We start from the raw sequence: 26,521 nt of genomic DNA, 5'->3' as shown, positions 1-26,521 counted from the left end.
TTATATAATGTTCCGCTTTGCCAAAACATGCGGTTTTTTGGTTGCGCTTGCAGCTTGTGTTCTGCAGGCGCCGCCTGTTTTGGCGCAATATGAATGCGAATTTACGCCTGTCGGCACGCCGATTTGTTTGCCTCCACCGGTGGACGATTTCGAACGCTGCCCACTTTGCCCTAATCCGGGGATGTTGAAATTGACTGATGATAATGAACAGCTCGCGAAAGGACGCGCGTTGCTAGAACAGGTCAATCATATCGTCGAACAGTACCAAAAATTAAATGAAATTATGGATGATATTACCAGCACGCTGACTGGCGATCACGATACGGATGATTTTCGTACCGATTTCTATTCGCAAAGTATTGCCGCCATCGCGGATTATCATCATGAAGATCGCGCCTTGATTCATATCAATCTCAGTGCACAGGAAATGCGCGATCCTCGCAAGGTAAACTCCCGCGTGCTGCAAACTTATTACAGCCGGGAACATCCGGATATGGAAACCCAGCTGGCTATTCGTAAACGCCGCGCCGAAGCATATGCCAGAAGTGTGGGGTTAATGTTGGCAAAGGCGGAAGCGGTAAAAGCGATCGTACAGCCATCACCAGATGGCGAGAAATCGCATACACAACGAGCCATCGAAGCATACGAATGGGAAATTACGCACGCCGATACCATCGGCCGATTGTATGGCGTGGTGGCTGCCGGGTTACGGCTGCGGATGGCGTTGCATGTTGTCACTGCGGATTTATTGGCGACACGAAATCAATTTTTAAGTTTGCAACAACTGCAAAGTGCTCCGATCGTCGCCGCCCCGCAGGCTTATATGAAAGATGATGCGCCGATTATCGATCCATATGAAAGATATAGTGCGGCCCAGGATGAAATCGCCAATGCTGGCCCGGATGCGTCGCCAAGCCATATTTACAATCCATCGCCAGGTTCTGGCGATTATTTGATCCGATTTGAGATGGTTCATAATTTGAATCTCAATATGGGCTTCCGTTCCAGCGATGGCAATGGCGGCATGCAAGAATTGCCAAATCATGGCGGTGTGCCGGATGTTCATCCAGGAGCCTTGTTGGATGCTACGCAACTGGATCAGGGCCGCGATGGATATTGTCCGCAAGATCCGGATCATCCAGGCCATGCCGATTTCACCGCGGCGGCCATGGATCGTTTGCAACGTTTAGGCAACCCATCGCATTGCGTTTATTATTCTGAAAACGGCCATAGCGGCGCGCAACCTCAAGAAACATTGTTTAATACGGCTTCGTCACGCGCCGCGGTGATCGCAGAACTGCACAATACCGTCATTCAAATAGCGGATATGCAACAGGCCGCGCTTGGATTCGACGATATTATGCAATGTAAGGCATGGTCGCAAACGCAAGCCGATCATTTCTGGGGGCAGGTTGCCGCCACATTGGGCCATTCGCCTTTCCCGGATCCAAATATGGCAAAAGCTTCTTTGCTTAATCGGATGATATCGATCGATCCATTTGCTTATAATTTGCCGGAACCGACGGTGGAATCCGCAACCCAGCACGCATCGAATTTAATGAGCCGATTCCAACGGATGAGCAATGCAGCCTGCCGGGTATCGGAAACCTTGATGGCATCGCCGCGCGATATTTTGAATTTGGAACCAGGCGGACATAATTGCACCATGCAAACCTGGTGCCGCAATTATAATGGTGGCTGGTATCGAGGCAATTGCGAAAATCCGCGTTATGTCTATTGTATCAATAACAACTATCCAAGCGGCACGCGGATGACATTGGCTCCGGCAAATGTGCCTAATGACCGGTTGGAAGATGCCAGCGATCCAAATTACCACAAAGTTATTGTCGGCGATCAATGCCGCATTCAATATTCTTTCCGGGGCGCTGTGGCTAATCCACCGCTTGGGTTGATGGGTAAATGGTTCCAGTCGGAAAAAGTTGCCGATAAATGGTACGAAGATGCTTGCGGCGTTGGCCGCCGCAGCGGCCGGGAATGCGGCAGCAATCCCGATGTGTTCAGCGCGAAAATCAATCGCGATCGCGTGAATGAAGATATCAAGAAGTTAAATGAAAAATTCTGGGCCATGGTCCAAGGATTGAACGATGCGGACGATCGTTTGGCCTTTGAACAAAACCCACGCGGCACGGATAGCGGCGAGACCGCGTTTTTATCGCCGTATGTTCCAAGCCGCGATTTATCGACATCGGAAGGGGCTGCGAACGCTGCCATTGCCATCGCCGATCAAATCAGCCGTTTGCGCCAGGATGTGCAACAACGGTTGCGCAATTTAGACGCCGCTGTCGCCCATGTAGATGCGACGGCGGACGGTAACGCCAATTCCGAAGCTTATCGTACCTGGAGACAGCGGCAGCTAGAACAAATCGAAATCAACAGAACGCAGTTGAACAACTTGCTGGCCTTTGCCAATCAGGTGATGGATTCCAACAATCGCAGCTGCCGGTTGGGCTTTGGCGTTTACGTGGATTCTTCCGCGGATGTGACCACTGTTCATGATGGCGTTTTGAAAGTTAATACCGAGATTCCACTCGGTACCGCAGAAGCGGAGTATTATGAAAATTACCGGCCATTGCCGCCAAAATGCCCAACCAATATCGCCCGTGAATTTTTATGCTTGAACAAACCGTTCACCTCGCGTCCAGCGGTCTATTTCAGCCCGGAAATCAAAGACGATTTCCGAGAATAAAGTCATTGAAATCATTACAAAAAATGCTATATTGGTCACATTGACAGTTGTATCTATTTGGGGTACAATTGAAAATTACAATTAAAAATCAAAGGAAATATAGAGATGGCAAGGTCTAAAAACGGATTATCTGCAAATGTAGCCGCCGCGTGGTTGACGGGCGCAACTGTTTTAACCGGATTGGTGGGATGCCAATCGGGGCCACAATCGGGCAGCGCACCGGCAGAAATCGGCCGCACCGCACCGGCTAGTGTTATGGACACGGTTGCCGTTGCCGATATTATGGCCGGTATTCGGCAAATGGGTCCGGGCTTTGCCAGCGTCGATTCCAAAGCCAATGATGCATTGACAGGATTGATCGCCGATGTTGTTTCTAATAACAACGAACGCAATAACCGTTATCTAAGTTTTCTATATTTTGAAGCGGATGGAACATTTCGAAAAGAAAGCGTGCATGCATTGACGGGTCAGCATGAATATGTGCCTATCCTTAACTATCAACCCACCCAGCGGGAGTTGTTAGCCTATACTTTCCAACAACAGGGAACCGTTACCAAATTGATGGAAGACGGACCCGGCGGTTTGTTGCAAGGATTTAAAGACATAGATTTTGTGTTGGTTCGCAATTTAAATATTGCGCCTGGACAGGCCTGGATGATGCAAATTTCCGGCTGGGACGGCAGCTTGCAAGGAGTTCGTCCCGCTACGCGCGAGGAAATAGTGGTTTCTGAAACACGTCCATCTTGGGGTAGAAATATTTCGCCAGCTGATTTTACCCGCGTCCGTAATTACAGCCCATGGCAGCACGTATCGGAACAACGGGATTTGCATCGGGCAAATTTACGCGCCGGCCGTCCTTACCCAACACCATCCATATATCAGAATTCGCCGGTGAATGTTGATGTCAATGGTTCCGGTTCTCAACAATCACAGCAACAACCAGCTGCAGGGGTTGCGCCACAACAGCCAACTTCTTCGACACCGGCCCCGCCGCCAAATACCGCGCCAAAACAACCGGGCACTGGTTTGAAGTTCGATAAATCCAAGACAAATGGCGGCAGGTAGAATTTAATACGAATAGAAAAGGGGAATCTTAGGATTCCCCTTTTTTCTTGGCTGCTACAATCGAATAAACCGCCAAATCCGGGTCATTTTTTATAATAGCTTGTTGAAAACCTTATATTTCTTGTTTTTTTATCCCCCGAAACCTGTATAAATGATAGACTCTTGTCGGATATTCTTTGGCAAGATTCTATTTATTCCACTCGGAGTGTCTGATGAAAAAGCTATTTTTAATTTCCATGTTTGCTTTGGCATTAAGCGGCTGCGGTTCTACCACGGTGCCTGAACCAATCGGTATTGGCAGCGATGTTGACGAATTGAAAAAAAGCCCATGTGCCTGCATCGAAATTCCACAAAATTATAATGAATGGATGATCAACGGCTAATTCCGCCGTTTTTGGTGATTTGTAAAATATAGGTTTTCCTTGGCTTTCACTTTCCGGAAATCCGGCGATAAAAAAGAGGACGCAGCCCCATCCGCTACGGATGGTGTTCCTGGCGTTGTCACATCCAATTCGCCGGAGCAGAAAAACAAAAATCCCGATAAGGTTGGGCGATATCCGGCCGGGGTACATGTGCCTGCATTGGAAAGCCGGCGTTATTTATGGACCGCGCGCGCCTATGCGATCGCCTTGTATCTAAGCCTTTTGGTCAATATTTCCTTGGCCGCGGCCATATTTATGCTGGCCCCGTTAAAACGGGTGGAACCAATGCTGGTTACTTTTTCACCCAAAAGCGAACAAGTCGTCAAAATCGAACCTTTTGTCCGCGGGACCATGGGTTTTGACGTTATGACCGAAAAATTGGTCGGCGAATATGTTAAGATCCGCGAAGAAATTCTTCCCGACGACAAGGAAATGGGCGAACGTTATTCTACCTATCTTTATAACCGCACTTCCCAGGAACAATTTGCTATATTCCAGCAGACGGCTTCCAAAGTTTACAATGAATTCCGTACCCGGCGCATTAATAGGTATGTGGATATTATTGTAGTGAATCGTCAAGGAAGTGGATATATTGTGGAATTCGAAACTACCGATGTGGACTATACTGGCAGGGAAGTGCAGAAACTGACTTGGCAGGCAACCTTAACTGTTGATTATGTGGAGCGCAAAGTTTCATTTAGTGAGCAGTACATCAATCCTTTGGGCTTCACCGTTACCTCCTACAACGCAAGACAGAAAAGACAATGAAACCTATAAAAACCCTCCCTTTCAGTTTGGTACTAGTTGCAACCGTTGCGTGGGCTAGCATCGCGGCCGCGCAATATATTCCACCATCGCCGCCACCATCCCCATCCTCGCCAAATGCGGTTTTATCCGCGCCAGGCTCTATTCCTCAGGTGGCAACGCCGCCGCGTCCGCCGCAAACAACAGGCGGCGTTCCAACACCGCCGCCACCGCCCGATATGATGCAAAGTCAGGTAGAGCGCGATATTATGGATCAATCGGATGGCAAATATCCGGTCATGGAACGCTCCGCCAGCTATTCGCTGGGCGCGTTGCAGAAAGCTTGGGACTCTCCATACGCTTCCGCCGGACAATTTACTCCTGGCGTGATGCGTTATGTTTGGCGTCCGGATTATGTAATGGCCGTTCGTACCCGCGAATATATGGTAACCACCATTCAATTGCCCGCATGGGAACAAATCACCAATATCATTGTCGGCGATCCGGTTGTATTTGATGCTAAGCGCATTAAGCCGAATATGATGGCTGTTCGTCCGACGCACGCCGGTGCCGATACCAATATTACGGCTATTGGCGGTTCTGGTAACGTATACAGCTTCTATATCCGTTCCGAAGGCTGGAATTCCGATCAAGTAACGGATATCACCGTTTATGTTGACGCCAATCGCCCGGCTACGGTATCGGGCGGCGCCACAGTAAATGATGTTATCAACGCCAGCATGGATTCCGCTGCGACTGGCCCTGCCGGCGCTAAGCAAACCGCAACAACACCACCGGATTATGTTCGTGAAATCGCCTTTAAGCCGGAAAACTTGAAATTTGATATGCGTATCCTGGCGCCGACTATGGATGACGCTGAAATCGCGCCAGAGCGTGTTTTTAACGACGGTATCTGGACGTATTTTGATTTTGGCAAAAAGGCGGAATATGTCCGCCGTCCAGTATTGTATCAGGTTGTTGACGGTGTAGACACCATGGTGAATACCAGAACTGCCGGTCCAACCGGCAATATTTTAATTGCGGAAGCGGTGGGTGATTTCACTATGCGTAATGGCAATCGCGTCGTTTGTGTGCACCGTATGGATCGTCCTTTATCTACACGCAGTGCGGAGTTTCAGGATCGTATGCGCAATGTCGCACCATCCATGCCGAATCAAGTTGTTGTGATGCGTCCGCCACAGCCAATGGGTCCAAGACCAATGCCACGTAGCTCTGCCCCTAGCATGCCGGGCTTCCTTGGTGGTATTTCTAACTGGTTCGGTGGCAACACCTATGTAACCCCCGCCCCGACAGTGGAAAAATAAATATGATCGGCAGCAACAAAAGCATTAAAACCAAAAAATTAAAAAATATTCTGCTGTTTAGTTGTTTGCTTTTGGCGGCATGTACCATGCCGCGGGAAAATATCCCGGCAGATGTTCCAAAGACTGTGGAACGTCCAACCTTGCCTGAAAATGTCATTGCTAAAGAAAGCAAAGAAGCGATTTTGGATTTGGAATTGACCGATAATATGTTGGTTCCAACGGCTTTGGAACAATCCGACGCCTTGCCGGAAATTATGGTCGATAATTTCAGCGCGATCGATGCGACCGCGGTTGAGGCGTTTCGTTTGTTGATGATGGATAAAGGAATCGCCGTTTCTACGGATGAAACCGCCAACGATGTTAAGGTGAATATCACCAATTACACCGGCAAGTTGCAAGATGTAATGGAAAGAATTAGCGAGACGGCCGGAGTATTTTATACCTACCGCAAAGGTTTGGTTCGTCTTTCCAAGGATCGCAGCTTTATTTTACCGTTGCCGCCACTGGCGGATGCTTTGACAGAAATGTCGGATGTCATTACCAATCTTGGCGCACAGGAAGTGAAGCTTGATAAATCAAGCCGGATGATCACTTTCCGCGCAAGCCGCCAAGTATTTGATAATGTCAGTTCTTATTTAGAACGGTTGCGCGATTCCAAAGTGATGATCGTCTATGAAACTTATTTCTTGGAAGTTGCATTAAACAACCGCGAAGCCACCGGTATTAATTGGCAGCAAGTCAGCAAAAGCAGCTTGGCCACCTCTGTTGACAACAGCACTTTCAGTTTCGACCAAAGTTTGGGCCGGGGCACTCCCGCTTTGAACATTGTCAATGCCGGTGCCGAGTCGATTGCCGCTGGCGGATTAAGTTTTGGCGCACTATTTACGTCCGGCAGTTTTAATATTAACGTTTTATTCGATTTCCTATCCTCGCAAGGCAATGTGCAAACCATTTCTCGTCCGACGATTACGATCCTGTCGGGCAGCAAAGCAAAATTTGAGGTTGGCCGCAAAAAACGGTATGTGTCCAAGGTTTCTGTAACCACCACCGAAGGCGTTAGCGGCAACTCAAAATCGGTTGAAACTGAAGATTTGTCTTTGGGTTTGAAAACGGAGATTCTTGGCGATTATAGCGACAATAGCATTTTTACCAGCATCAGTCTGAGTATCGATGACTTGGTGAATTTGGAACCGGTTTCAGTCGAGGATACCCAGATCCGGTTGCCTGAAACCACCAAGCGCGAATTGAACACAAGCGTTCGGGTGCGTCCAGGCGATGCCATACTGATCGCAGGTATCAATCAAACTCGCGATCAAAAAGACCGTTCCGGCCCATTTTCGATTGGCGATTGGATTCCGCTGCTGAATTCTAAAACCGATGCTCTGGAACGTTCGGAATTGGTGATTGTTTTGAAGCCGCGCATTGTTCGGTTTAAGCATCCTGAACCAACGGTTGCGGACACAAAACCCACGGTTATTATGGGGTCTTCCGCCTTGGTGCCTCCGCAGGGAACAAACAATCTTTTGACGGGGGTCGCCGCCGATCCAAATATCAGTTCGCAGATGATTTACACCCCGGATGGAGCGGTTAGCGTTCCTACAATGTCTCCGGCGAATGATGATTGGAAACAGTCCTGGGGCGCACCGATTCAATCGACCGTTCAGCCTCAACCATCTGTAACATTAAATACAACATCGAATGGCGGGTGGTATCAGGACTATAATCCATCGATGACCACGATTCCTAATAAAGGTCAAAATTCGTGGGACAATGGTTCCGCGCCAGTGATGGAATCCGTTCCATCGGCCTCTCAAGCGCCCAATGACCGTATGTATGATGCGGTAACAGCTGGGGATACATATTCCAAATCCCGTGGCAGATTGCCAACTACAGAATCTGCTGCTCCCGTGGTTTCGCCAGCCGCACAGGCTCCCGCCGATCCATTGGCGGACAGTTTCGGATATTATGGTAAAAGCGGCGCGCGGCAATAAGGTTTTTCCATATTTTGCCCCGATATTTATGATACCATAAGTAAACCAGGGCTCGGCATCCAAAGCACAGATTAAAACAAATAATATCAATAATTTATCTTACGCTTGCGTGCGGAAAGCAGATCAGGAATGATGGGAAAGAGTGCTTGGTCTGATTATTAAAAATTTACTTCCCTTTGCTATAGTGGATTCGAGGTTTATCATGAAAAATGTCGCCGGTCAGAAAAAAATTATTTTATTCTCCCTGACATTGTTACTGATTTTGGGGCAAGTGACACCAAGTTTCGCGCAAGCCGGAAATCCTTTTGCACGGCCATCGGCGGCGGCGTCGGCACCAAAAGCGCCAGAAAAAAAAGTAGAGACAACTCCGCCTGTTCCCGTTATGCCGCCAAAATTGCTGGAACCGGACGAAGATGAACTGAAAAATACTTTTAGCGATTTAAATTTGGTAGCTACTGCTGGATCAAGAGCGGTATTAAAAGCAGGCGACACGGTTTATTACCTGCGTAGCGGTGATTATTTCACCTATGAAGGCACACGCGTCAAAGTAAAAGTGAACGGCAATAAAGTGCAGCTATTCGCTGAAAAAACCGGTGATGAAGTTTATTTAGCCGAGGTTGGCAATGGCGTGGTTGTATCGCGTTCTCCTGAAACCAAAAAGAAAGAACGCGAGGAAACTAAAACCGCTGAAAATAAATCCACTACCACAACGCCACCACCGGCAACGCCAGGCGTCAAGAAATAATAGGCAGGTCTTTGTATGCTAGATGCTGCAGAAACAGAAACCAGAGTTAAAACCGCTACTACTGGCGATATCCTGATTGAAAAAGGAGTCATCAGCCAGGCGCAGCTGGATATCGTTTTGCGTCAGCATCGCCGCTTGCAATCCTTGGGCGCGCGCGGATCTATCGAAGATATTATCGTCAGCAATGGATTTGCCACGCGGGCGCAAGTGGCAGAAGCGTTGGTGGATTTACAGCGCGCCAAGGCCGCGGAAGAAGGCGGCGATCCCGCCAATTCGGCGCAAAACAGCGCCACTTTTTTGCGCTTGGCTTTGCCATACAATTTGTGCCGCCGCTTGGGCGTGCGTCCTTTGCGTCGTGTTGGAAAAAAATTATATGTTGCCGCGACACGTTCTCTGACAGAAGCGGAAAAAGACGAATTGATTATCGCGGCGCGCACCGCACGCTTGGACATCGATGACGTTGTCATTGACCCTCGCGATAAAAAAGAAACATTGGCGGTTCTTCGTACCGAAACCCATGTCGACGAAGAGGCTTTGGGCCGTAAAATCGACCGTCTGAATTCGCAACCGGATGAAGGCGTGTTATTGCAACAAATTATTACCGATCTGATGATTGACGCCGCCCAATCGCGCGCATCGGATATTCACGTCGATAACGTCGAAGATAATATCGGTTGCTGGATTTCTTATCGTATCGACGGTGACTTGAAGTATCGTTACTTAATGTCGCCAGAGGCGTCGAAACGTCTTTGCACCCGTTTGAAAAACGACGCGGGTATGGATTTTTCCGATTCCCGCCGTCCGCAGGACGGACGTTTTCCGTTCCAATATCAGGGGCGGCAGATCGACGTGCGTTGCGCGGCGATGCCAATTGATGGCGGTGAAACCATCACCATGCGTTTGCTCGATCCGGAATCGCTATTATCGCTGGATGACCTGTTTAAAGATTCTCCCGTTCTATTGAAACGGATGCGTGCGCTTGCCAGCATTAAAAATAAAACCGGCGGTGTGGTTATCCTGTCCGGGCCGACAGGTTCTGGTAAAACAACGACTCTATACGCGATTATTCGCGAACTCGATCGCCACCGTTTGAACGTGATGACCGTCGAAGATCCGGTGGAGTACCGAATTCCCCTGGTTCGCCAGGCACAGGTTTTGCCGGAAATTGGCACCACATTCTCGGCATTGCTTCGCGCCCAGTTGCGTCATGACCCTGATATTCTGGTTGTCGGCGAATTGCGGGACAGTATTACTGCCGAAACCGCGCTGCGTTCGGCGGAATCGGGACACTTTGTGTTGACCACCATCCACGCCGCGGATGCTTTGCAAACAATCGAACGTCTGTCCGGCATGTTCCCGCCAGATTACCGTAACAGCGGTACCTATGTTCTGGGCCATTATCTTTGGGCGGCCATTAATCAGCGCCTTATTAAACGCGTGTGCCAGTCTTGCAAAACGCCGGCGACCGTACGCGAAGCCGAACAGCATTTGAAAAAGAATCTGTTTATCTTCAATCTTGATCCGGAAGAAACCATTTTCCTTGCCAACCCATCGGGATGCCATTCTTGCGGATATACCGGGTATCGCGGCCGCGCTTTGCTGCCGGAAACTTTGTTTATTCCATTCGATCCGGAATTGCGGCATCGCATTGCCGACTACATGCTGGAAGGCAATACAGCGGATATCAAACGTCTGCAAGGCGTTATCTTCCAATCCCGCGCGGAAAGCGCCGCGGCTTTGTTGCGGCGCGGCGTTATCGATCCTGAAATTGCATTGGCCGGTACCGAGACATTGGAATCGAATTCTTCGGATGTCCCATCTTTCTCGATCCAAGATCGTGGCGGCGAAGCAGACGAACACGGATAAACTATGGCGCTATTTTATACCGCAAAATATTTACAGCCAACCTCGATGGGCATGAAAGAGGTCGCTCAAGATTTTTTCCTTCCCGATGCCAAATCGGTGCGTGAGGAAATCGCCAATATGGGCGGCATTCCCTTGTCGATTCGTCAGCGGAAACCGGCTTGGTATGAACGCGAATATATCAGCCCTAAATTTAAACGCAGCTTTCTAAGATCGCTGTCATTCCACGTGCAGGCAGGCATGTCGCCAGGCCGCGCGTTATGGATCGTGATCGAAGGGGAGGGCGACCGTAAAAAACGGATTGAATTGGAACCAGGCGTCGAAGTTTTACGCCGCGGCGGCGGATTCATTACCGCAATCCGCGAATTGCGTATGTTTGATCGAAGCGTTCTGGCTATTTTATCCGCCGGCGAACGTATCGGCGCTTTGAAAGAAGTTATCGAATCCGCGCTGCAGCATATGGAAGAAAAAGGCAAAACCTGGAAAATGATGTCTGCGGCGATCGGCTGGCTGTGGTTCGATATTTCGACATCGATTTCCACGGTTATCGGCGTGCAGTTTGGTTATTTGCCTTGGCTGGAAACAAATGGTGTCGATACCAAAGATGCAAAAATGATGGCGGAATTTAAAAGCGCCTTAGACACAGCCTATTTTATCAATGGATTTTTGCTAATTGTAGCGATTTTATTATGTATTGCCGGCGTATTCCTGGCGGTTTCCTTGGTGTTGCGCAGTGGCAAGCTGGAAGAAATTTCATCGGCAATGGTGCGCAGAATGCCGGTAATTAAAACTTTTATCGAAAATACGGCTATGGCCGAAACTTTTGGTATCGTTGGCCGTATGGTCAAAGGAAAAGTGCAGTTTGATGAAGCATGTAAGGTTGCCGCCGATTCCACGCCGGTGAAACACGTACAGGCGCTTTGGCGGCAGGTGCTGGATCGCGTCATGCGCGGCGATACGATCGACCGCGCGTTCCGCAATCCAATCATGACCCGTGCCGAGTTGATTGAAATTGGCGCGCACCAAAACAGCGAGCAATTGGCCAATATGTTAATGAATATTGCGCATGAACGCGGCGATCAGGCTAAGCGCGGCTTGCGCCAGATTGTGGTGGGCGGTGTCGCTTTCGTTATTCTATATACATTCCTGGCCGCTGGCGCCGCTATGTGGGTCTTATGGGTGCAGAACAGAGGCCTCACCGAATCTCTCGAAGGTATGTCCGGCGCCTATTAACGCATAATTGTGGGTATCTGCCGATTGCTGCTTTTTAATCCCTATTTAAAATCCACTATTCGCTATAATTAGAAAATAATTGCACCTTGGGACTGGAAAAGGTATGAAATAAATATGCGTTATCTTGACGTTTTTACCCCCGATTCGATCATCGCCGCCGCCGTACCTTATGGTAACGAGGATCCGCGCGAAGCAGCCTATAACAATGCGGCCTATGCGCTGGATCGCGATGACGTGCACTTGCTTTGCAACATTGAAAACAAAAAAGTATTTTATATTGCCGCCGCATCCGAAGATTTTTCGGCGCATATGAACGCGGTTACTCCACTGGCCGCCTCTTTGCCTGGTATGAAAGGCCATCAAGGCGATGGCGCATATCTGGCCATTTCTGAATCTGGTTATGCGGTTGTCGTTCGCAAGGGTGATGAATTATATTCCTATGTTGGCGACCGGCAATCGGTCGATGCGTTTATCGCATCGCACGATGTTCCAACGTACAGCGCTAACGATGCGGCCGCCCTTCCGTGGGAAGGATTCCGCATGGGCGCAATCAAGCGCGCCGAAAAAACCGCTCGCAACACGATTTTAATCGGTTTTGTATTGGCGGTATTGTCATTTTTGACCTGGATTGGTTTTGCCAGCTGGTCGGCCAATATCGATGCCGATGTCGATGCCTTGCGGCAAAAATCGCAAACTTCGATTTCCAATTCCGTTGCCCAGTTAAAAAATATTTCAACGCAGCCTATCTTGCAGGATGTTTATGCGATGCAGAAAATTATTGCGTTAACATCGAATACGGGCGGCTTCGTCAATTATTTTAAAATTGAAAAAGGTGGCAATATGTCTTGGAAAGTCGAATTGCCCACTTTCGTATTGAACGATTATATCGAACAATTCGGCAAAGGTCTGGTATTGCGCCGCGATGTCGATAAAAATGTTTTGGTTGTGGAATTGCCACCTAAGGACACTAAGAAAAAATAGGATAGTATATGAGTTTAATGGAATCCATTGCTAAGGCTGGCGCATCGGGCGCAACCATGATCGTATGGGGCCTGACAGCCGTGTTGATTCTGGGATCGGTGAACGAGGCGCGATTGCTGGTTACATCGCGCCAGTCTTTGCAAGTGGCGGAGGCAACTGCGCCGCCGTCGGTCGAGGTAAAAGACGTTCCGATCGATCAAAAAGAATATGAAAAAGTGGCGGATATGGTCCGGCAGATGCATCCACAATTAAAAGTCGGGTATGACTCGCCATCCAAATCCATTTTTACCGAAGCGTCCGACTTGGCCGCTTATTATGAATGGCTGATTTCCATTTATGATATTATGACGGCCATACCTAATGCCCGTTGGACTACGGTTGAAATGTGCGCGGGTGATGGATGCCAACGGGTTAAATACCGCATCGTGATGTCGGCCGTTCGCCGGGAAATTAATATTAAAAATTAATTCTCTCTTTTCTTGATCTAACCTTCAGAAATCACAAACAATTAACTTTTTATTCACGATTTTGTGAATAAAATGTGATTATATTTGACATTTTGGTCACAGTTGTGTTATATTTATAGGTAATACAACGAATTTTATTACCCTGTAATCACGAATTTGCGAGTTTATAGGGAGATTTCAACAGTTTGGTTTTTAACAGCACGGAGGAAATTCATGTCCAAAACCATCAACCGCCAGTCCGGTTTCGCGATTGGTACTATCTTGCTGGCCGTCATTTTGATTGCCGCAATCGTTTCGGCGATCGCAATCGCCAGCCGCGGTTCTTCGACCCAGTCCGGTCGCGAACAAGCGCGCGTTCAAGCATCGACCCTGTTACAACAAGGCGCTAACTTGCGTTCCGGTTTCGAACGTATGGTTGCCAACGGCACGGATAAAACCTCGATTACCGCCAATGCTGCTAACGATCAGCTCAATAATTGCGATAATAACAACTTCCCAGCCAATACCACCTGTTTGTATCACACAACCGAGGGCGGTACTACCGTACAACAAGTCAGCACGCAGGCATTCCATACCGCCAATGCCAACAACTTTAGCCGTTATCACCTATTACGCAGTGTAAACGTTACTGGCGTGGGCACTTTCACGGGAGGTGCTAGCACGGGCGCGAGCGCTGTTATGGTAATTGGTGATTTGAAATTGGATGTTTGCCGCCAAATCAACAACCAAGTGAATGGTATGTTATTAACCGCCAATCCTCCTTTATTGGTCACCGCAACTACTTTGGCTGCTGTTGGCGCAATTTTGGAAGGCGATGGTACAACCTTAGAAGTAACGCTTCCTGTTGGTGCGGATTTCATCAACGGCCAAGTATTGCAAGCATGGCCAGAAGCCTGCGTTCAATTGGACGCTGGCGCTGCTGACGATGCTCGGGAATATCTCTGGTACAAAGTCGTATCGGAATAGTTTTCCATACCACGTTATCTAGAAAGGGGCCTGATTTCAGGCCCCTTTTTTCTTGGAACACGTTAAAATCACTGAAAATAAACAATATTTCGTATCTTGCCGGATTTAAATCAAGTTTATGTTAATATTGTATTAAGATGCGAATGTTAGGCTTAAAAATGGGGAAAATAATGATTTTAGAGGCTAATGATAAAAACCAAGCTGGATTCGGCGCCTTTGCCTATATCCTCATGTCCATTGCGCTTTTGGCGGCCCTGACTACGGCGATCAGTGTCGGCAGCCGCAGCAATACCCGCGTGCAAAATAACGATATTCAAGTATCCAAAATTTATGGCCAGGCATCGAAGATCCGGTCCGATATACTGTTGTGTATGACCGAGGTACAAGTGCAAACTAGCGGCGTGGGGCCTACCGCTTATCAACGGTTTCCGGCATGCGATGATACGACTCAGGGTGGAACTCAGGCCAACACCAATTATACTGCCGATGGATATTGCACCAATGTTTCGACCAGCAATCCTATAATTGCTAATGCCAAAAATTTACGTTGTCTGTCGCCTAGCAGCGCTTCGGTTTGGGATAATTCCGAAGGTAATTTCTTTCCCGATCCTATCCCGGGATTTGAACCCTGGAAATACGCTATTATAGGCGATTCGAATGATGCATATAAGGGCGTTTCGTTGTTAATTACAACCCAAGGGCGCACCAGTTCGACCGATACCGACTGGGTGTTGCGCAAGGTCCGGGACAAATTCGGACCGAACGAAGCCCAGGTTTTAATCAGAAATGGCGATGATGCGAACGACGGCAAAATTAACGTCAGTCCATGTGTGGGGAACAGCATATGCAATACTTTGCAAGTTTGGTTGGCAAAATAAACAGCAACGCGGATAGAAAACCGGCCAACGCCGGATTTGGCGTTGTTGCCATGATTATTGGGCTTATCGCTCTGCTAAGTATCAGCGTTGCGATCGCCACTTATACGGCGCAACAAGATCAAGTAACCGCCGATGAAACGACCCAGGGCACATCGGTGGTGCAACAGGCGGAAATTATTCGTAATGTAATCCGCCGCTGTGCCGCCAGAATGAATTCAGGCAATGTAACCGCTACACAGCCTGTTGCCGATCAGCCTTATCTACAGTATCCCGGGTGCAAGGAATTGGCCAATGATGACACCGCAGGAAGTTGTTCTTTGGGATCGGCCGCGCAGGGTGGCGCGGTTTTATCCGCCGATTTAAAAAATATTTGGTGTGAAGGAACAAATAAATATGCCTTTGATACCAATGAGTCCGCTTTTAATTTGAAATCTGTATCCGGTTTTAGCCGTTGGACATATCAAAAAGTGGACGGCAATGGTGTTTTTGCCCAGATACAGGCAAGCGCGGATAATAGTCATTTTGCCGCGGTGCTAAGCCAGGTTCGTGCGGCTTTTCCAGACAATGAACTGACACCTGAAACAATTGTTAGCAATAACAACAATCAAATCGGGGTTTATATTTATCGGGGCACTTTTCCCGGCGATGGCGGTGGCGGGGGTGGCGGTAATAACCCAAATGGAATCCCTAACGGGGAGATAGGTGAGCCACTTTAGTAGATTCTTATATTTTGATCTCTAATCGCTAAAAACCTGTTGATGGACCGTATTCCCCGGTGTTTTTTTACTTTTTGCTGTGTAAAATGTCTTTGATTGGATTATAATTTTCCATCTTTATCTACTTCGTGGTTTTCCCGGCATGTTCTCTTCCCCATCTCTATCGAAATTTGGTCTTACATTGGCTCTGTTCTTTGTGTTGACGCTTACCGCTTGCGGCAAAGACGAAGAAAAACCGGCGGAAGCGCCAACTCCGCCCGCGCAAGAGGGCAATGCCGCTATTCCCACCTCTCCCGTTGGGCCAGCAGTCATTCAAACTTTAAAGCCGGCAAAAATGGTGGTTCGTCCATCCAGCATTCGCATGGGGCCATTATTGCCGGGCAGCAGCGAGACAAAGACTATTACTATTGCCAACGAAGGCGAAGAGGTTTTAACCATCAATGAAGTTCGATTGGATGCCGATCCAACCGAATTGAACGCGGCTGGATCATGTTTGCAGTCTTCGGCGTCTTCCGCCAAAGTATTGGGTCGTGGCGAAAGTTGCGACATCAATTTGATTTTTGTGCCTATTCAGGCTGGCGGTGAAATTCAAGGCGAAGTTGTCATTACGCCGGAAGGCGATAACCCACCCGCTTTTATCCCCGTAGTCGCGGTGAAGGCGATGCAGCCTGTTGCTCCACCAGCGCCGCCGCCAACCGTTTACGCGCCATCGCCGGCCTTGGAAAATGCTGTTTCTATGTATCGCCAGCGTCGCGGCGGACAAATGATGGTAATTGACAGCGAGATAGATCCTCAAGCCGATCCAAACAATATTATTACTAAAGACCAGGATTATACTCCGATTGGATTTACTCCCACCATTTCCACTTTACCGGTGGATCGTTCGCGCCTTGTAACTGCGGATAAATATATTCCGGCAGTGCTGGAAAATACGATCAACTCGCAATTGCCTGGTGGACGTATTGTCGGCGTGGTTGAAAACCATGTTTATGGCGGTGACGGAAGGTTTGTATTAATCCCGGCCGGAAGCCGCGCCATAGGCGTTTATGAATCCTTAAGCCGTCAGGGCGATACCAGATTAAAAGCCAGTTTTGTCCGCGTAATGCGTCCGGATGGCGCCGCGATTGCGATTGAAGGCGATCCAGCCGCCGATCCGATGGGGCGTTTGGGTTTAATTGGCGATGTCGATAATCGTTATTTTGACCGTTTCGCAGGACCGTTATTGATCAGCCTGATCAACGCGGTTGGTACCTATGCCACCGCCCCGGAAACTATCATCAGCAGCGATGGTGCGGGTAACGTAACCACTTCGCAAACTCTATCGGCGGAAGAACAAGCCTACCAAAACTTTGCGACAGATTTGTCCTATATTTCGCAACGTCTTGTTGAAGAAAATTTGAACTTGGCGCCGATCATTACCATTCCTGGCGGTACCAGATTTTATATTATGCCAACCCGCGACATTATGTTGCAGGGCTTTAACTTGGTTGGTGTTCCAGGCGCCGTTCCGCAGCCCGGCAATCAACAAGTGGCAACAGCGGTGCCGCCACCTGTGCCACAACAACAGCAACCGATCGGCGCGCAACCTAATCCTTCTCCGCGGACCGTACCTGCGCCTCCAACCCCTAATCGTGGAGCGCAGCCCGGCTATGCGCCGTAACGTGATTTATGACCGGTTTAGGCAATGAACTTTTACATCAAGCCTTAAAGCCTTTATCGCTTTACTACGAGCGTCCTGGCATCGAGGAAGTTGCGATCAATCGCCCTAACGAGGTCTGGACAAAAACCGGGCAGGGCTGGGAATCGGAACAGGCGCCGGAAATAACCTATAAATACATACTTTCGCTTTGCCGGTTATTGGCCAATATTACCGAACAGGATTTTGACCGTGACCGCGTACCGATTTTGGCGGCGACATTGCCGGGCGGCCACCGTTTTCAAGCCATCATTGGCCCAAACGTGCGTTATGAAATCGCCGATACGCATGGCATGGCGATTTGTATCCGTTGTTTTAAGAAAGAAAAGAAATTTTCTCTGGCCGATTATATGTTGCGTCCCGGCGAGGAGTTGTCGGATTTGCCCGACCATGCGGTGAAGCGCCGCAAATATGCGGAAACGCCATACGAAGATTTGATTGGTGCGGTCGAACATGGCGAAGCGGTGTTAATCAGCGGTGCAACAGCAACCGGTAAGACTACATTTTTAAATGCTTTGGTGGAATTCATTCCAAAAAACCGCCGCATTATCACGGTGGAAGACACGCGCGAGGTATTGTTGCCGCACGTCAACCGGGTGCATTTGATTATCTCGCGGACTTCCAGCGCTAACCAAGTCAGCTATTCGCATATTTTGGATTCGGTGGTGCGTTTGACGCCGGATGCGATTATTTGCGGCGAGATTTCGGTCGGCAACGTAAAAAGCATTTATCGTTTGATGACCACAGGCCATTCGAATTTCTTCGCGACCATTCACGCGGATTCCCCGCAAATGGCAATCAAGGCATTCTGGCAGAACCTGACCCAAAACGATATTAATCTGGATCCCAAGGCGGCGATTGAGATCATCTCGATGGCCTTTGGCCGTATTGTGCAAATCGACCGTTCGTCCGGCCAGCGGATTATTACCGGCGTCGAAGTGCCCGATATGGTCGAAGATGTCTTGCGGGATGTATTGCGGTAATTACGTTACCGAATGCAGGACATCCATATAATCCAACTCGCCCTTAGCCACTAATTGCAGTCCGTATTCCAACATGGTGCGCATGTTTTTTTGCTTGGCGACTTTATTCAGCGAACTTAAATTCGGTTGGGCGATAATCACATCGCGCACATCGTCATCGATAATCAATAATTCTCCAACCGGCATCCGGCCTTTAAACCCGGTGTGACCGCACGCATCGCAGGTTCCAGGCGTATAAATATGTTTTGGCGCTTTGCCACCAAGTGCAATTTTTAAGGCTTCTGGCACTGGGGTTTCTTTTTTGCAATCGTCGCATAATTTTCGGATCAGGCGTTGCGCATAAGCAGCCGTAAGGCTGTTGCTAACATCAATCTCTTGCACGCCCAAATTGATCATCCGTAAAATACTGGATACGGCGTTATTGGTGTGCAATGTGGTCAACACCAAATGGCCGGTCATGCTGGCTTCGACGGCAATTTCGGCAGCTTCCAATTCACGGCACTCGCCAATCAGAATCACATCTGGATCGTGCCGCAATACGCCGCGCAATACATTGGCATAAGTAACATTGTATCTGGGGTCCATTTTAATCTGGCTAAGGCCCTGGACCTTATATTCAATCGGATCTTCGACAGTGATGATTTTTCTGCTGCCGTCGTTGATTTCTTGAATTGCGGCATACAGGGTCGATGTTTTACCGGAACCTGTTGGGCCGGTGACCAAAATCAAACCCATCGATTTATGGACGCAAAATTCCAACCCTTCGCGAATAGTGTCGTCAAAATTTAATTGTTTTAATCCAAATATATCTGGCGCGGATCCCAAAATACGGATAACCAAATCGTCCGACCCTTGTGTCGGCAGAACGCTTAAACGCATAACGATTTTTTGGCCGTTCAGATCGAATTCGAATCTTCCTTCGCCGGTGCGGCCGCTATGTTCCGGGTCAAGTCCGCTGATAAATTTAATCCGGCGAATTAACAGCGACATCCGGTCGAGCGGAAAACGCGCCCATTCGCGCATTTCACCTTCGATGCGCACGCGCATAATGCCTTCGGCCCCCCGATTTTCCATATGGATATCGGAAACCCGGCCCTTCAAAGCGCGGTCGATAAAATTATCGAGGTAATCTTTGGCGGTCTCGAAACCTTCAAGAAACATTGGAACATCCTATATAAAAGCTAAGATACTGGAATATCATAAATTTTTGTTTACTTTTTTACGTATTTGGTTTAAGAATTTTTTATAAGGATATGGTACTATATACCCTCGTAAATAATCCTTTATAAATAAGGGTTTAGATGTAAGTAAGGGTTTTGATACAAAGGAATTAATGTGAGCCAGTCCAGAATTTATCAAACCGAAAAGGATAAAGCCGTCCGTTGGGTGCAGTTGAGCGTCCTGTGGGCGTTTATCGTGCTATTGGTGACTTTGCCATTGGGTTACCCTATCGAAATGATGGTGAATCAGGGTTTTAATAAACGGATGGTTCATTGGGTGTTGCACGATTATTTTGGCAACTTATTGGCCCCAGCCCCAGGCGGCGGATTATTTTGGTTTAACGAGTACCGCAATTGGGTTGCTACAGTCAGCTCGCAGGATTCATTTCCACCGCTTGGCTTTTTAATGCCATTCATTTTATTCCTGACCGTTCTGTTTACCGGAATCGGTTCCAACCCTTATACCTTTAACCCGATGCACGTTGGGGGTGCGCGTAAAGCGCGGGCGGAAGACGTCAAGGAAATGGGATTGTTCAGCGGCTGGATCATGGTCCTTGGTATGTTCGAGGGCAAGATTTTAATGTTCAGCGAAACCTTGTCGGCTTTATGCGTTGCGCCTCCCGGCACCGGTAAAACGGTCGGTATCGTTGTTCCCACCATTTTCAGTTGCGATCAAGTATCGATGGTAATTAATGACGTTAAGCCGGAATTGGCGGATATTACGTCGGGTTATCGCTCGAAATTCAGCACATGTTTGCGTCTGGAATGGGCGGCTTCGGATCGTCCGGAAGAAGGTGTTTTTTATCCACGTTGGAATCCATTATCGCCGAAATCAATTCCAGAGATGGGTCCAAACCGCGACTTGTATATCGACCGGTTGGTTAACGTTATTATCGAAGAACCAAAGGGCGATGCCGATCCTCACTGGACCAAAAAGGGCCGTGCCGCCTTGGCCGGTTTCATTCACTTTCTGGTATCCAAGGCTGAAACCGGCAATTATGACGGCATTCCGGAACAATGGTATGGCGAAGAAGCCTGCTTGCCGATGCTGCTTGATTGGATTACCGAGGCGACATTGGCGGCACAGGATGAAATTGAACGTCTGCGCCAGGAAGATCCAAACGCGGCTTTGTTTGCCGATCCTATTAAAAATTATATGCTGATGGCGGTAAAAGAAGCGCGCAATAACGGTTATGCGCCGCGATGCGTTTTGGAATTGACCCAATTGGCCAACACACCGGATAAAGAACGCGGATCGATTCTATCGACCATGGATGCCGGTTTGAACATCTTTAAAAACTCGGCCGTGCGCGCACGCACTTGCAAAAGCGATTTTGCCTTCCTCGATGTGCGCGGAATGAAAGATCCTGTTGACGGCAAAATGAAGCCGCTGACTTTGTATTTATGCGTCAATCAGGAAGACGCAAAGGCTTTGGGTGTTATTACCGGTTTGCTGGTCGAAACTTTGTCGGCGTTTTTGGTGGCCCACCGTCCAAACAGCCGCACCCGCAATGGCGAACCGGTTGGTCCATATCCGGTGATGTTCGTTCTCGACGAATTCCCGCAGATGCCTAAATTGCAGGCGTTGATCGACGGTCCGGCGGTCGGCCGCGGCCAGAAAGTGTGCTATTTGATGATTGGCCAGGATTTGGGCCAGGTGGCGGCGGTGTATGGCAAAGACCAGACCGAAACCATTATTTCGACGACTGCGGCGAAAATTATCTTGCCGCTGAATAACGAAAATACCGCGGACCGTTTTTCCAAAATGATCGGTGGTATGACCGCCCGCGATTGGTCGGATTCCCGGACCGAAGGCTTGTCGAAAAACGCCAACCCGTTTGCGGTCAACCGGACGGTATCGTGGAAAAACCAGCCGCTATACGGTATCAACGATTTTATGACGCAGCCAAAAGGCACGCACGTTCTGTTATATCAAAACTATTCGCGTTTCCCGATTGTTTGCGATACGCCATATTATTTTAAACATCCGAAGTTCAAACACCTGGTTAATCCGGAAAATGGCGGTAAATATCCGCCAGCGCCTCCAATGCCGCAATGGATGGTGGAAAAACGCCTGAAAGAAGAAGGCTATATTGAAATTCCGCAGGAACAAATTGAACAAGCGGCTCAATAGTGGGTAGTGTTAGAGATCAGTGGATAGGGAATATTTCCCTGTCTTGTATCGGTTTTCTCGTCTATATATTTGCAAGATCTTCCTAGCTACTATCCACTAACGACTATCCAGTATCATGCGTATTCTTCTTGATGCCAATTTTGCCCAGAAATCCTTAGGTCTATGGTGTTATAACTCGGATCGCCGCATCACAAGCGGTTTGATCCGCGCCAATCATTTGGTGTGGGATTTCAGCGATCGCGATATTTCCCGCGCTTCGAATCCGTTTGGCAGCCGAAAAATGGGCGTGGGCGCGACCAATAGAAAATTTTTGCAGGCAGTCGATAATTTGTTGCCCGATATTATTTTATTGGCACACGCCGATATTATTCGCAGCGATACGCTGGCCGAAGTACGCCGCAATTATAAGAACACTAAAATTATCGTTTATAATTTCGATCCTTTATTCACGCCCAACAATGTTGCCGCCATCAAGGATCGTATGGATGTCGCCGATGCGATTTTTATAACGACCGGTGGCGAAGGATTGAAACAGTTTAAAACAACCAAGAATATTGTCAGTTTTATTCCGAATCCAACCGATATCGGCATAGATTCCGGCCGGGTGTTTGAAAAAACCGGGCAGGAATTCGACGTGTTTCAATGTATCGGCGGTGCGGTATCGGACAGCGATCCGCGTGTGGTAGCGGTTCAGCATTTATTGGCCAATTATCCCGATATAAAAATCGATTATTATGGCATGCTAGGCGCGCCGAATTTACTGGGTGGAAGATTCTTGGATACTATTCAAAACAAGGCGCGCATGGGATTGAATTTATCCCGCCGGAATGATGTGTATTTATATTGTTCCGACCGATGCGCCGGTTTGATGGGCAATGGTTTGCTGACGTTTCAGCCGCGCGGCATCAGATTCGACAAATTTTTCAATGAATCGCAAGTCGTGTTTTTCAACGATTTTGACGAGCTTGGAAAAAAAATCATGCAATTTAAAGCGGACGATGCCCATCGCCGCGCTGTCGCCGAAGCCGGTTGGAAACAATATCACAAATTATTCGCGAGCCACATAGTAACGCAATTCATGGTCGAAACCGTTATGGGCATGAAATACAGCCATGATTATGCTTGGGCGGATGAAGTTTTAAAATAATTTAGCGGGTGGAATTGCCAGCTGGTTTGGCGCTGGCCACTTGCATCGGGCGATATACTTTGGGTAATTTGGCCGATAATTTGCGTTGGCGTTCCTGCCAGGCTTTCATAACCATTTCTTTGCGTTTGGCATCGGCCTCGACAATGGTCAGGCCGGTGAACCGCACCGTTTGCCGCAATTCTGCGGTGGAACTGTAATAGGTCTTGGGCCGGTATACGGCAGTTTTAACTTCTTGAACCAGTTTCTTGCCGGTGTTGATGTCATCCAATCTCGCCAGCACGCGTTTTTTATATTCTTCATGATAATATGGGGTGGCGGAATGATAATCGCCAATCGCTTTTAACCAGGATTTGCTGTCATTATGCAAATTGGTCAAAAATTCCGCCGCATAAGCCACATTGGTGCTTGGATCAAACGCTTCATCCAGATTTTGGAAGGCGTTTTTATGGTGATGCAAATTGATTTGCATGCAACCCACATCGATCGACTTCACGCCTTTCGATTGCAGATCGCGCACAAAATTTACTGCCTCTAACTTGGTGTCGAAGAAATACCCTTTGCCGCCGGTATTGACTGTCCATGGCCAGGCAGAAAATGCCTTGCTTTTTTTGTCATACCGGCCGGATTCTGTATGCGCGATAGCTTTTAAAACATTCTTTGGAATTTGGCTCGCCACTTCTTCGTGGGCAATTGCCGAAGCGCAAATTTTGCTGTTTTCAGAAGTACTTAACACTTCCGCCATCGCTGGCGTAGCGGTAATTATGGTCCCCAAAAACAGGCCCAAGGAAATAAAATATATGATGCTTTTCGCGTTCATTATGATCCTTTGCCATAGGTAATGTGGCAAATTCCGTGCCAATCATTCTATTTTGGGCCGCAAAGGTTAATAATATATGACCGTTGGACTTTGTATCTATTCGGCGGCGATCAGCTGTGTGTCTTGCGCAAATTGCCGCATTACATAATCCCAGACATGGTGCAAACGTTTCTGGGTCTGATCGAATAAATCGTTCTTGGTGAAATCATCTTCATTCATATAAAGACGGCGATTGATTTCAATCTGCACCGCTTCCATGCCGGTGTTCGGCTGGCCATATATTTGCGTGATATATCCGCCGGCATAAGGATCGTTGCGTTTTACCGTAAAACCAGCGTTCAGAAATGCGCTTTCGATCATTTGCAATGTGTCGGATTTACAGCTTCGTCCATGCCTATCGCCTAATACTATGTCAAAAGCTGTGTAGTTATTATTATCGATTGGCGCCGCTATATTCGGCATGGAATGACAGTCTAATAAAAGACAATTGTCATATTGATTTTGTATTGATGTAATAAGGTCGGACAGCGCATTATGGAATGGCCGGTAAATCGAATCGATCCGGCGCAACACGTCGACAAACGGCAGTTTATCGGAATAAATTTCTAAATTTTGCCCTGCCAATTTTGGGATAGATCCAAAGCCGGCCCTGGTCCGCCCGGAATCATGCACTGTGCGCACCGGCAATGGCGCGCGAAACATATTCGGATCCAGTTCCAGCGCATCGCGATTAACATCGATATAGGCGCGGGCATAATTCATCGCCAATAATGGGGCGCCGCGCGCGGTGACGAATTCCCATAATTCATCGACAAAGCAATCTTCCAATTTGCGCAAATCCTGTAATTCCAGACACGATAATTCCAGTAATTCGGGCGGATAGATGGTGCCGGAATGGGGGGATGTCAGAATGATGGGAACGGCTTGAACCGCCGGTTTTTGCAATAAATAGGGTAGGGTCATCTCGGTTGCTTTGCTGGTATTTCCTATAGTATAGCGCGGGCACATTAAAATTCCGCCGGTATTTTGGCATTTTTAACATGATCCATCGTTAAGCTATTGCTAGACAATATAATAACTATTTGAAATATAATGAAAAAATATGGGTTGTTCTAGGATTGCCACAGAGCCTGTATGCAATATAAAAAAACGGCTTTCACAACCCTTTGTTAACCATTCACGCCTTATCCTGATTAAAGGATAACCGAATTAGGTTGCCCGTCTTTGTCAAAAGCCAGGATCACTGTAAGACAAGGGAGAGCAAATAAACATGGCCAATATCATTATTGCGGAAGATGATATGCCGATGCGTGCGGTAATGACCCGCCTGCTGGAAAACGCCGGACACAAAGTCTGGCCGGTCAGCGATGGTCACGAAGCTGCACAGGCACTGAAAAGCAAGAAATACGATTTATTGTTGACGGACATCGTCATGCCCGGTCTTGACGGTATGAAATTGGCGAAACTCGCCTGGAAAAATAATCCGGATGTAAAGGTCATGTTTGTATCCGGCTTTGCCCAAGTTGCAAAACAAGATAAAGATTATCCGAAATCCAAAGCCTGCTTGCTGTCCAAGCCGTTCAATTTGCGGGAACTGGTCAGCGAAGTTGCGCGCGTCACCGGTACCGAATTACCACCGGAACCGGAACATAAGCCCGATCAGAAAGTGGTTGAACTGAAACCGCACGGCAAACGGCGCAAGGCGCATTAGATTTTTCATCAGACCCCAACTCGGGGTAGGTTCGGTTGAGAAAACATAAAGGCGGCCAATCAATGGCCGCCTTTTAAATTTATATATTTGTAGTGCGTTACGCGGCGACTTTCAATCCCGCGTCACGGATCAATTCCTGATCGGCCAGCGCATCGTTGTTTGCGGTGGTCAGCAATTTTTCGCCATAGAAAATCGAATTGCCGCCGGCCATCATGCACAAAATTTGTGCTTCGCGCGATAATGCACTACGGCCTGCCGATAAACGCACACGGGCGCGCGGCATCAAAATGCGCGCAACCGCGATCATGCGCACCAATTCGATCGGATCGACTTGTTTTTGTTTTTCCAGCGGCGTGCCCTTGACCGCAACCAACGCGTTGACCGGCACGCTTTCCGGATGTGGATTCATGGTTGCCAAGATTTGCAACATATGCGCGCGGTCGGTGATTTTTTCACCCATGCCGATGATGCCGCCGCAACAAACCGTCACACCCGCTTTGCGTACATGCGCCAGCGTATCCAGACGTTCTTGGTAATCGCGTGTGGTGATAATCTCGCCATAAAATTCGGGGCTAGTATCCAAATTATGATTATACGCGGTCAATCCGGCATCGGCCAAGCGCTGTGCTTGAGATTCATTCAACATGCCCAGCGTGACGCAGGCTTCCATGCCCATGTCGCTGACGCCTTTTACCATCTCGCATACGCGA

22 protein-coding genes are annotated in these 26,521 nt (G+C 48.3%); 18 read left to right on the top strand and 4 right to left on the bottom strand.

Annotation, left to right across the window (positions count from 1 at the left end):
* Positions 1-7 precede the first annotated feature (7 nt).
* The 15 genes from EYC62_09305 (at position 8) to EYC62_09235 (ending at position 18,782) form a co-directional block, all read left to right on the top strand.
* The gene (locus EYC62_09305; GenBank protein TAH32319.1) at positions 8-2,707 is read left to right on the top strand and encodes a hypothetical protein; all 2,700 of its coding nucleotides are present in this window, start codon (positions 8-10) and stop codon (positions 2,705-2,707) included.
* A 105-nt stretch (positions 2,708-2,812) separates the two neighbouring features.
* Positions 2,813-3,772 carry a hypothetical protein gene (locus EYC62_09300; protein ID TAH32318.1) on the top strand — a complete coding sequence of 320 codons (960 nt, stop codon included), beginning with the start codon at positions 2,813-2,815 and terminating at the stop codon, positions 3,770-3,772.
* Between the two features lie 422 nt (positions 3,773-4,194).
* Positions 4,195-4,962: a hypothetical protein gene (locus EYC62_09295; GenBank protein ID TAH32317.1), complete on the top strand. Its 768-nt coding sequence runs from the start codon at positions 4,195-4,197 to the stop codon at positions 4,960-4,962.
* The gene (locus tag EYC62_09290; GenBank protein TAH32316.1) at positions 4,959-6,263 is read left to right on the top strand and encodes a hypothetical protein; all 1,305 of its coding nucleotides are present in this window, start codon (positions 4,959-4,961) and stop codon (positions 6,261-6,263) included. Before EYC62_09295 ends, EYC62_09290 begins: the two co-directional genes overlap by 4 nt.
* Positions 6,264-6,265: 2 nt before the next feature.
* Positions 6,266-8,254: a hypothetical protein gene (locus EYC62_09285; protein ID TAH32315.1), complete on the top strand. Its 1,989-nt coding sequence runs from the start codon at positions 6,266-6,268 to the stop codon at positions 8,252-8,254.
* A gap of 202 nt (positions 8,255-8,456) precedes the next feature.
* Positions 8,457-8,999 (top strand): hypothetical protein, encoded by a 543-nt coding sequence (locus EYC62_09280; GenBank protein ID TAH32314.1) that lies wholly within the window; start codon positions 8,457-8,459, stop codon positions 8,997-8,999.
* Positions 9,000-9,014: 15 nt separating this feature from the next.
* Positions 9,015-10,865 carry a hypothetical protein gene (locus tag EYC62_09275; GenBank protein TAH32313.1) on the top strand — a complete coding sequence of 617 codons (1,851 nt, stop codon included), beginning with the start codon at positions 9,015-9,017 and terminating at the stop codon, positions 10,863-10,865.
* Positions 10,866-10,868: 3 nt separating this feature from the next.
* Positions 10,869-12,095 carry a hypothetical protein gene (locus EYC62_09270; protein ID TAH32312.1) on the top strand — a complete coding sequence of 409 codons (1,227 nt, stop codon included), beginning with the start codon at positions 10,869-10,871 and terminating at the stop codon, positions 12,093-12,095.
* A 114-nt stretch (positions 12,096-12,209) separates the two neighbouring features.
* Positions 12,210-13,076: a hypothetical protein gene (locus tag EYC62_09265; GenBank protein TAH32311.1), complete on the top strand. Its 867-nt coding sequence runs from the start codon at positions 12,210-12,212 to the stop codon at positions 13,074-13,076.
* 8 nt (positions 13,077-13,084) lie between these two features.
* Positions 13,085-13,543, top strand: a complete 459-nt coding sequence (locus EYC62_09260) for a hypothetical protein (protein ID TAH32310.1) — start codon at positions 13,085-13,087, stop codon at positions 13,541-13,543.
* A 213-nt stretch (positions 13,544-13,756) separates the two neighbouring features.
* Complete coding sequence (locus EYC62_09255) at positions 13,757-14,509, top strand: hypothetical protein (protein TAH32309.1); 753 nt, start codon at positions 13,757-13,759, stop codon at positions 14,507-14,509.
* Between the two features lie 170 nt (positions 14,510-14,679).
* Positions 14,680-15,387 (top strand): hypothetical protein, encoded by a 708-nt coding sequence (locus tag EYC62_09250; protein ID TAH32308.1) that lies wholly within the window; start codon positions 14,680-14,682, stop codon positions 15,385-15,387.
* Entirely contained in the window at positions 15,354-16,103 is a 750-nt protein-coding gene (locus tag EYC62_09245; protein ID TAH32307.1) for a hypothetical protein, read from the top strand. Before EYC62_09250 ends, EYC62_09245 begins: the two co-directional genes overlap by 34 nt.
* 142 nt (positions 16,104-16,245) lie before the next feature.
* Complete coding sequence (locus EYC62_09240; protein ID TAH32306.1) at positions 16,246-17,763, top strand: TrbI/VirB10 family protein; 1,518 nt, start codon at positions 16,246-16,248, stop codon at positions 17,761-17,763.
* Between the two features lie 8 nt (positions 17,764-17,771).
* A complete protein-coding gene (locus EYC62_09235; GenBank protein TAH32305.1) occupies positions 17,772-18,782 on the top strand; it encodes a hypothetical protein in 1,011 nt (336 codons plus the stop codon).
* Here the strand turns inward: EYC62_09235 and EYC62_09230 are convergent, their stop codons facing one another.
* Positions 18,783-19,943 (bottom strand): type II/IV secretion system protein, encoded by a 1,161-nt coding sequence (locus EYC62_09230; GenBank protein ID TAH32304.1) that lies wholly within the window; start codon positions 19,941-19,943, stop codon positions 18,783-18,785.
* Between the two features lie 174 nt (positions 19,944-20,117).
* On the opposite strand from EYC62_09230, the gene EYC62_09225 reads away from it, so the two are divergent.
* The gene (locus EYC62_09225; GenBank protein TAH32303.1) at positions 20,118-22,136 is read left to right on the top strand and encodes a type IV secretory system conjugative DNA transfer family protein; all 2,019 of its coding nucleotides are present in this window, start codon (positions 20,118-20,120) and stop codon (positions 22,134-22,136) included.
* 115 nt (positions 22,137-22,251) lie between these two features.
* Positions 22,252-23,283 carry a glycosyltransferase family 1 protein gene (locus EYC62_09220; GenBank protein TAH32302.1) on the top strand — a complete coding sequence of 344 codons (1,032 nt, stop codon included), beginning with the start codon at positions 22,252-22,254 and terminating at the stop codon, positions 23,281-23,283.
* 1 nt (position 23,284) lies between these two features.
* On the opposite strand, the gene EYC62_09215 is transcribed toward EYC62_09220, so the two are convergent.
* Entirely contained in the window at positions 23,285-24,100 is an 816-nt protein-coding gene (locus EYC62_09215) for a hypothetical protein (protein TAH32301.1), read from the bottom strand.
* A 96-nt stretch (positions 24,101-24,196) separates the two neighbouring features.
* Entirely contained in the window at positions 24,197-25,108 is a 912-nt protein-coding gene (locus EYC62_09210) for an N-formylglutamate amidohydrolase (GenBank protein ID TAH32300.1), read from the bottom strand.
* A gap of 262 nt (positions 25,109-25,370) precedes the next feature.
* Here EYC62_09210 and EYC62_09205 point away from each other — a divergent pair, with 262 nt between their 5' ends.
* Entirely contained in the window at positions 25,371-25,811 is a 441-nt protein-coding gene (locus EYC62_09205; GenBank protein TAH32299.1) for a response regulator, read from the top strand.
* 97 nt (positions 25,812-25,908) lie between these two features.
* On the opposite strand, the gene bioB is transcribed toward EYC62_09205, so the two are convergent.
* Positions 25,909-26,521 (bottom strand): biotin synthase BioB (gene bioB / locus EYC62_09200; protein TAH32298.1); only part of this gene is annotated, 613 nt, incomplete at its 5' end.

It is taken from the genome of Alphaproteobacteria bacterium (genome assembly GCA_004295055.1).
GTDB lineage: Bacteria > Pseudomonadota > Alphaproteobacteria > SHNJ01 > SHNJ01 > SHNJ01.
The sequence above is the reverse complement of the archived record's forward strand: the minus strand, read 5'-3'. Positions and strand labels throughout refer to the sequence as shown.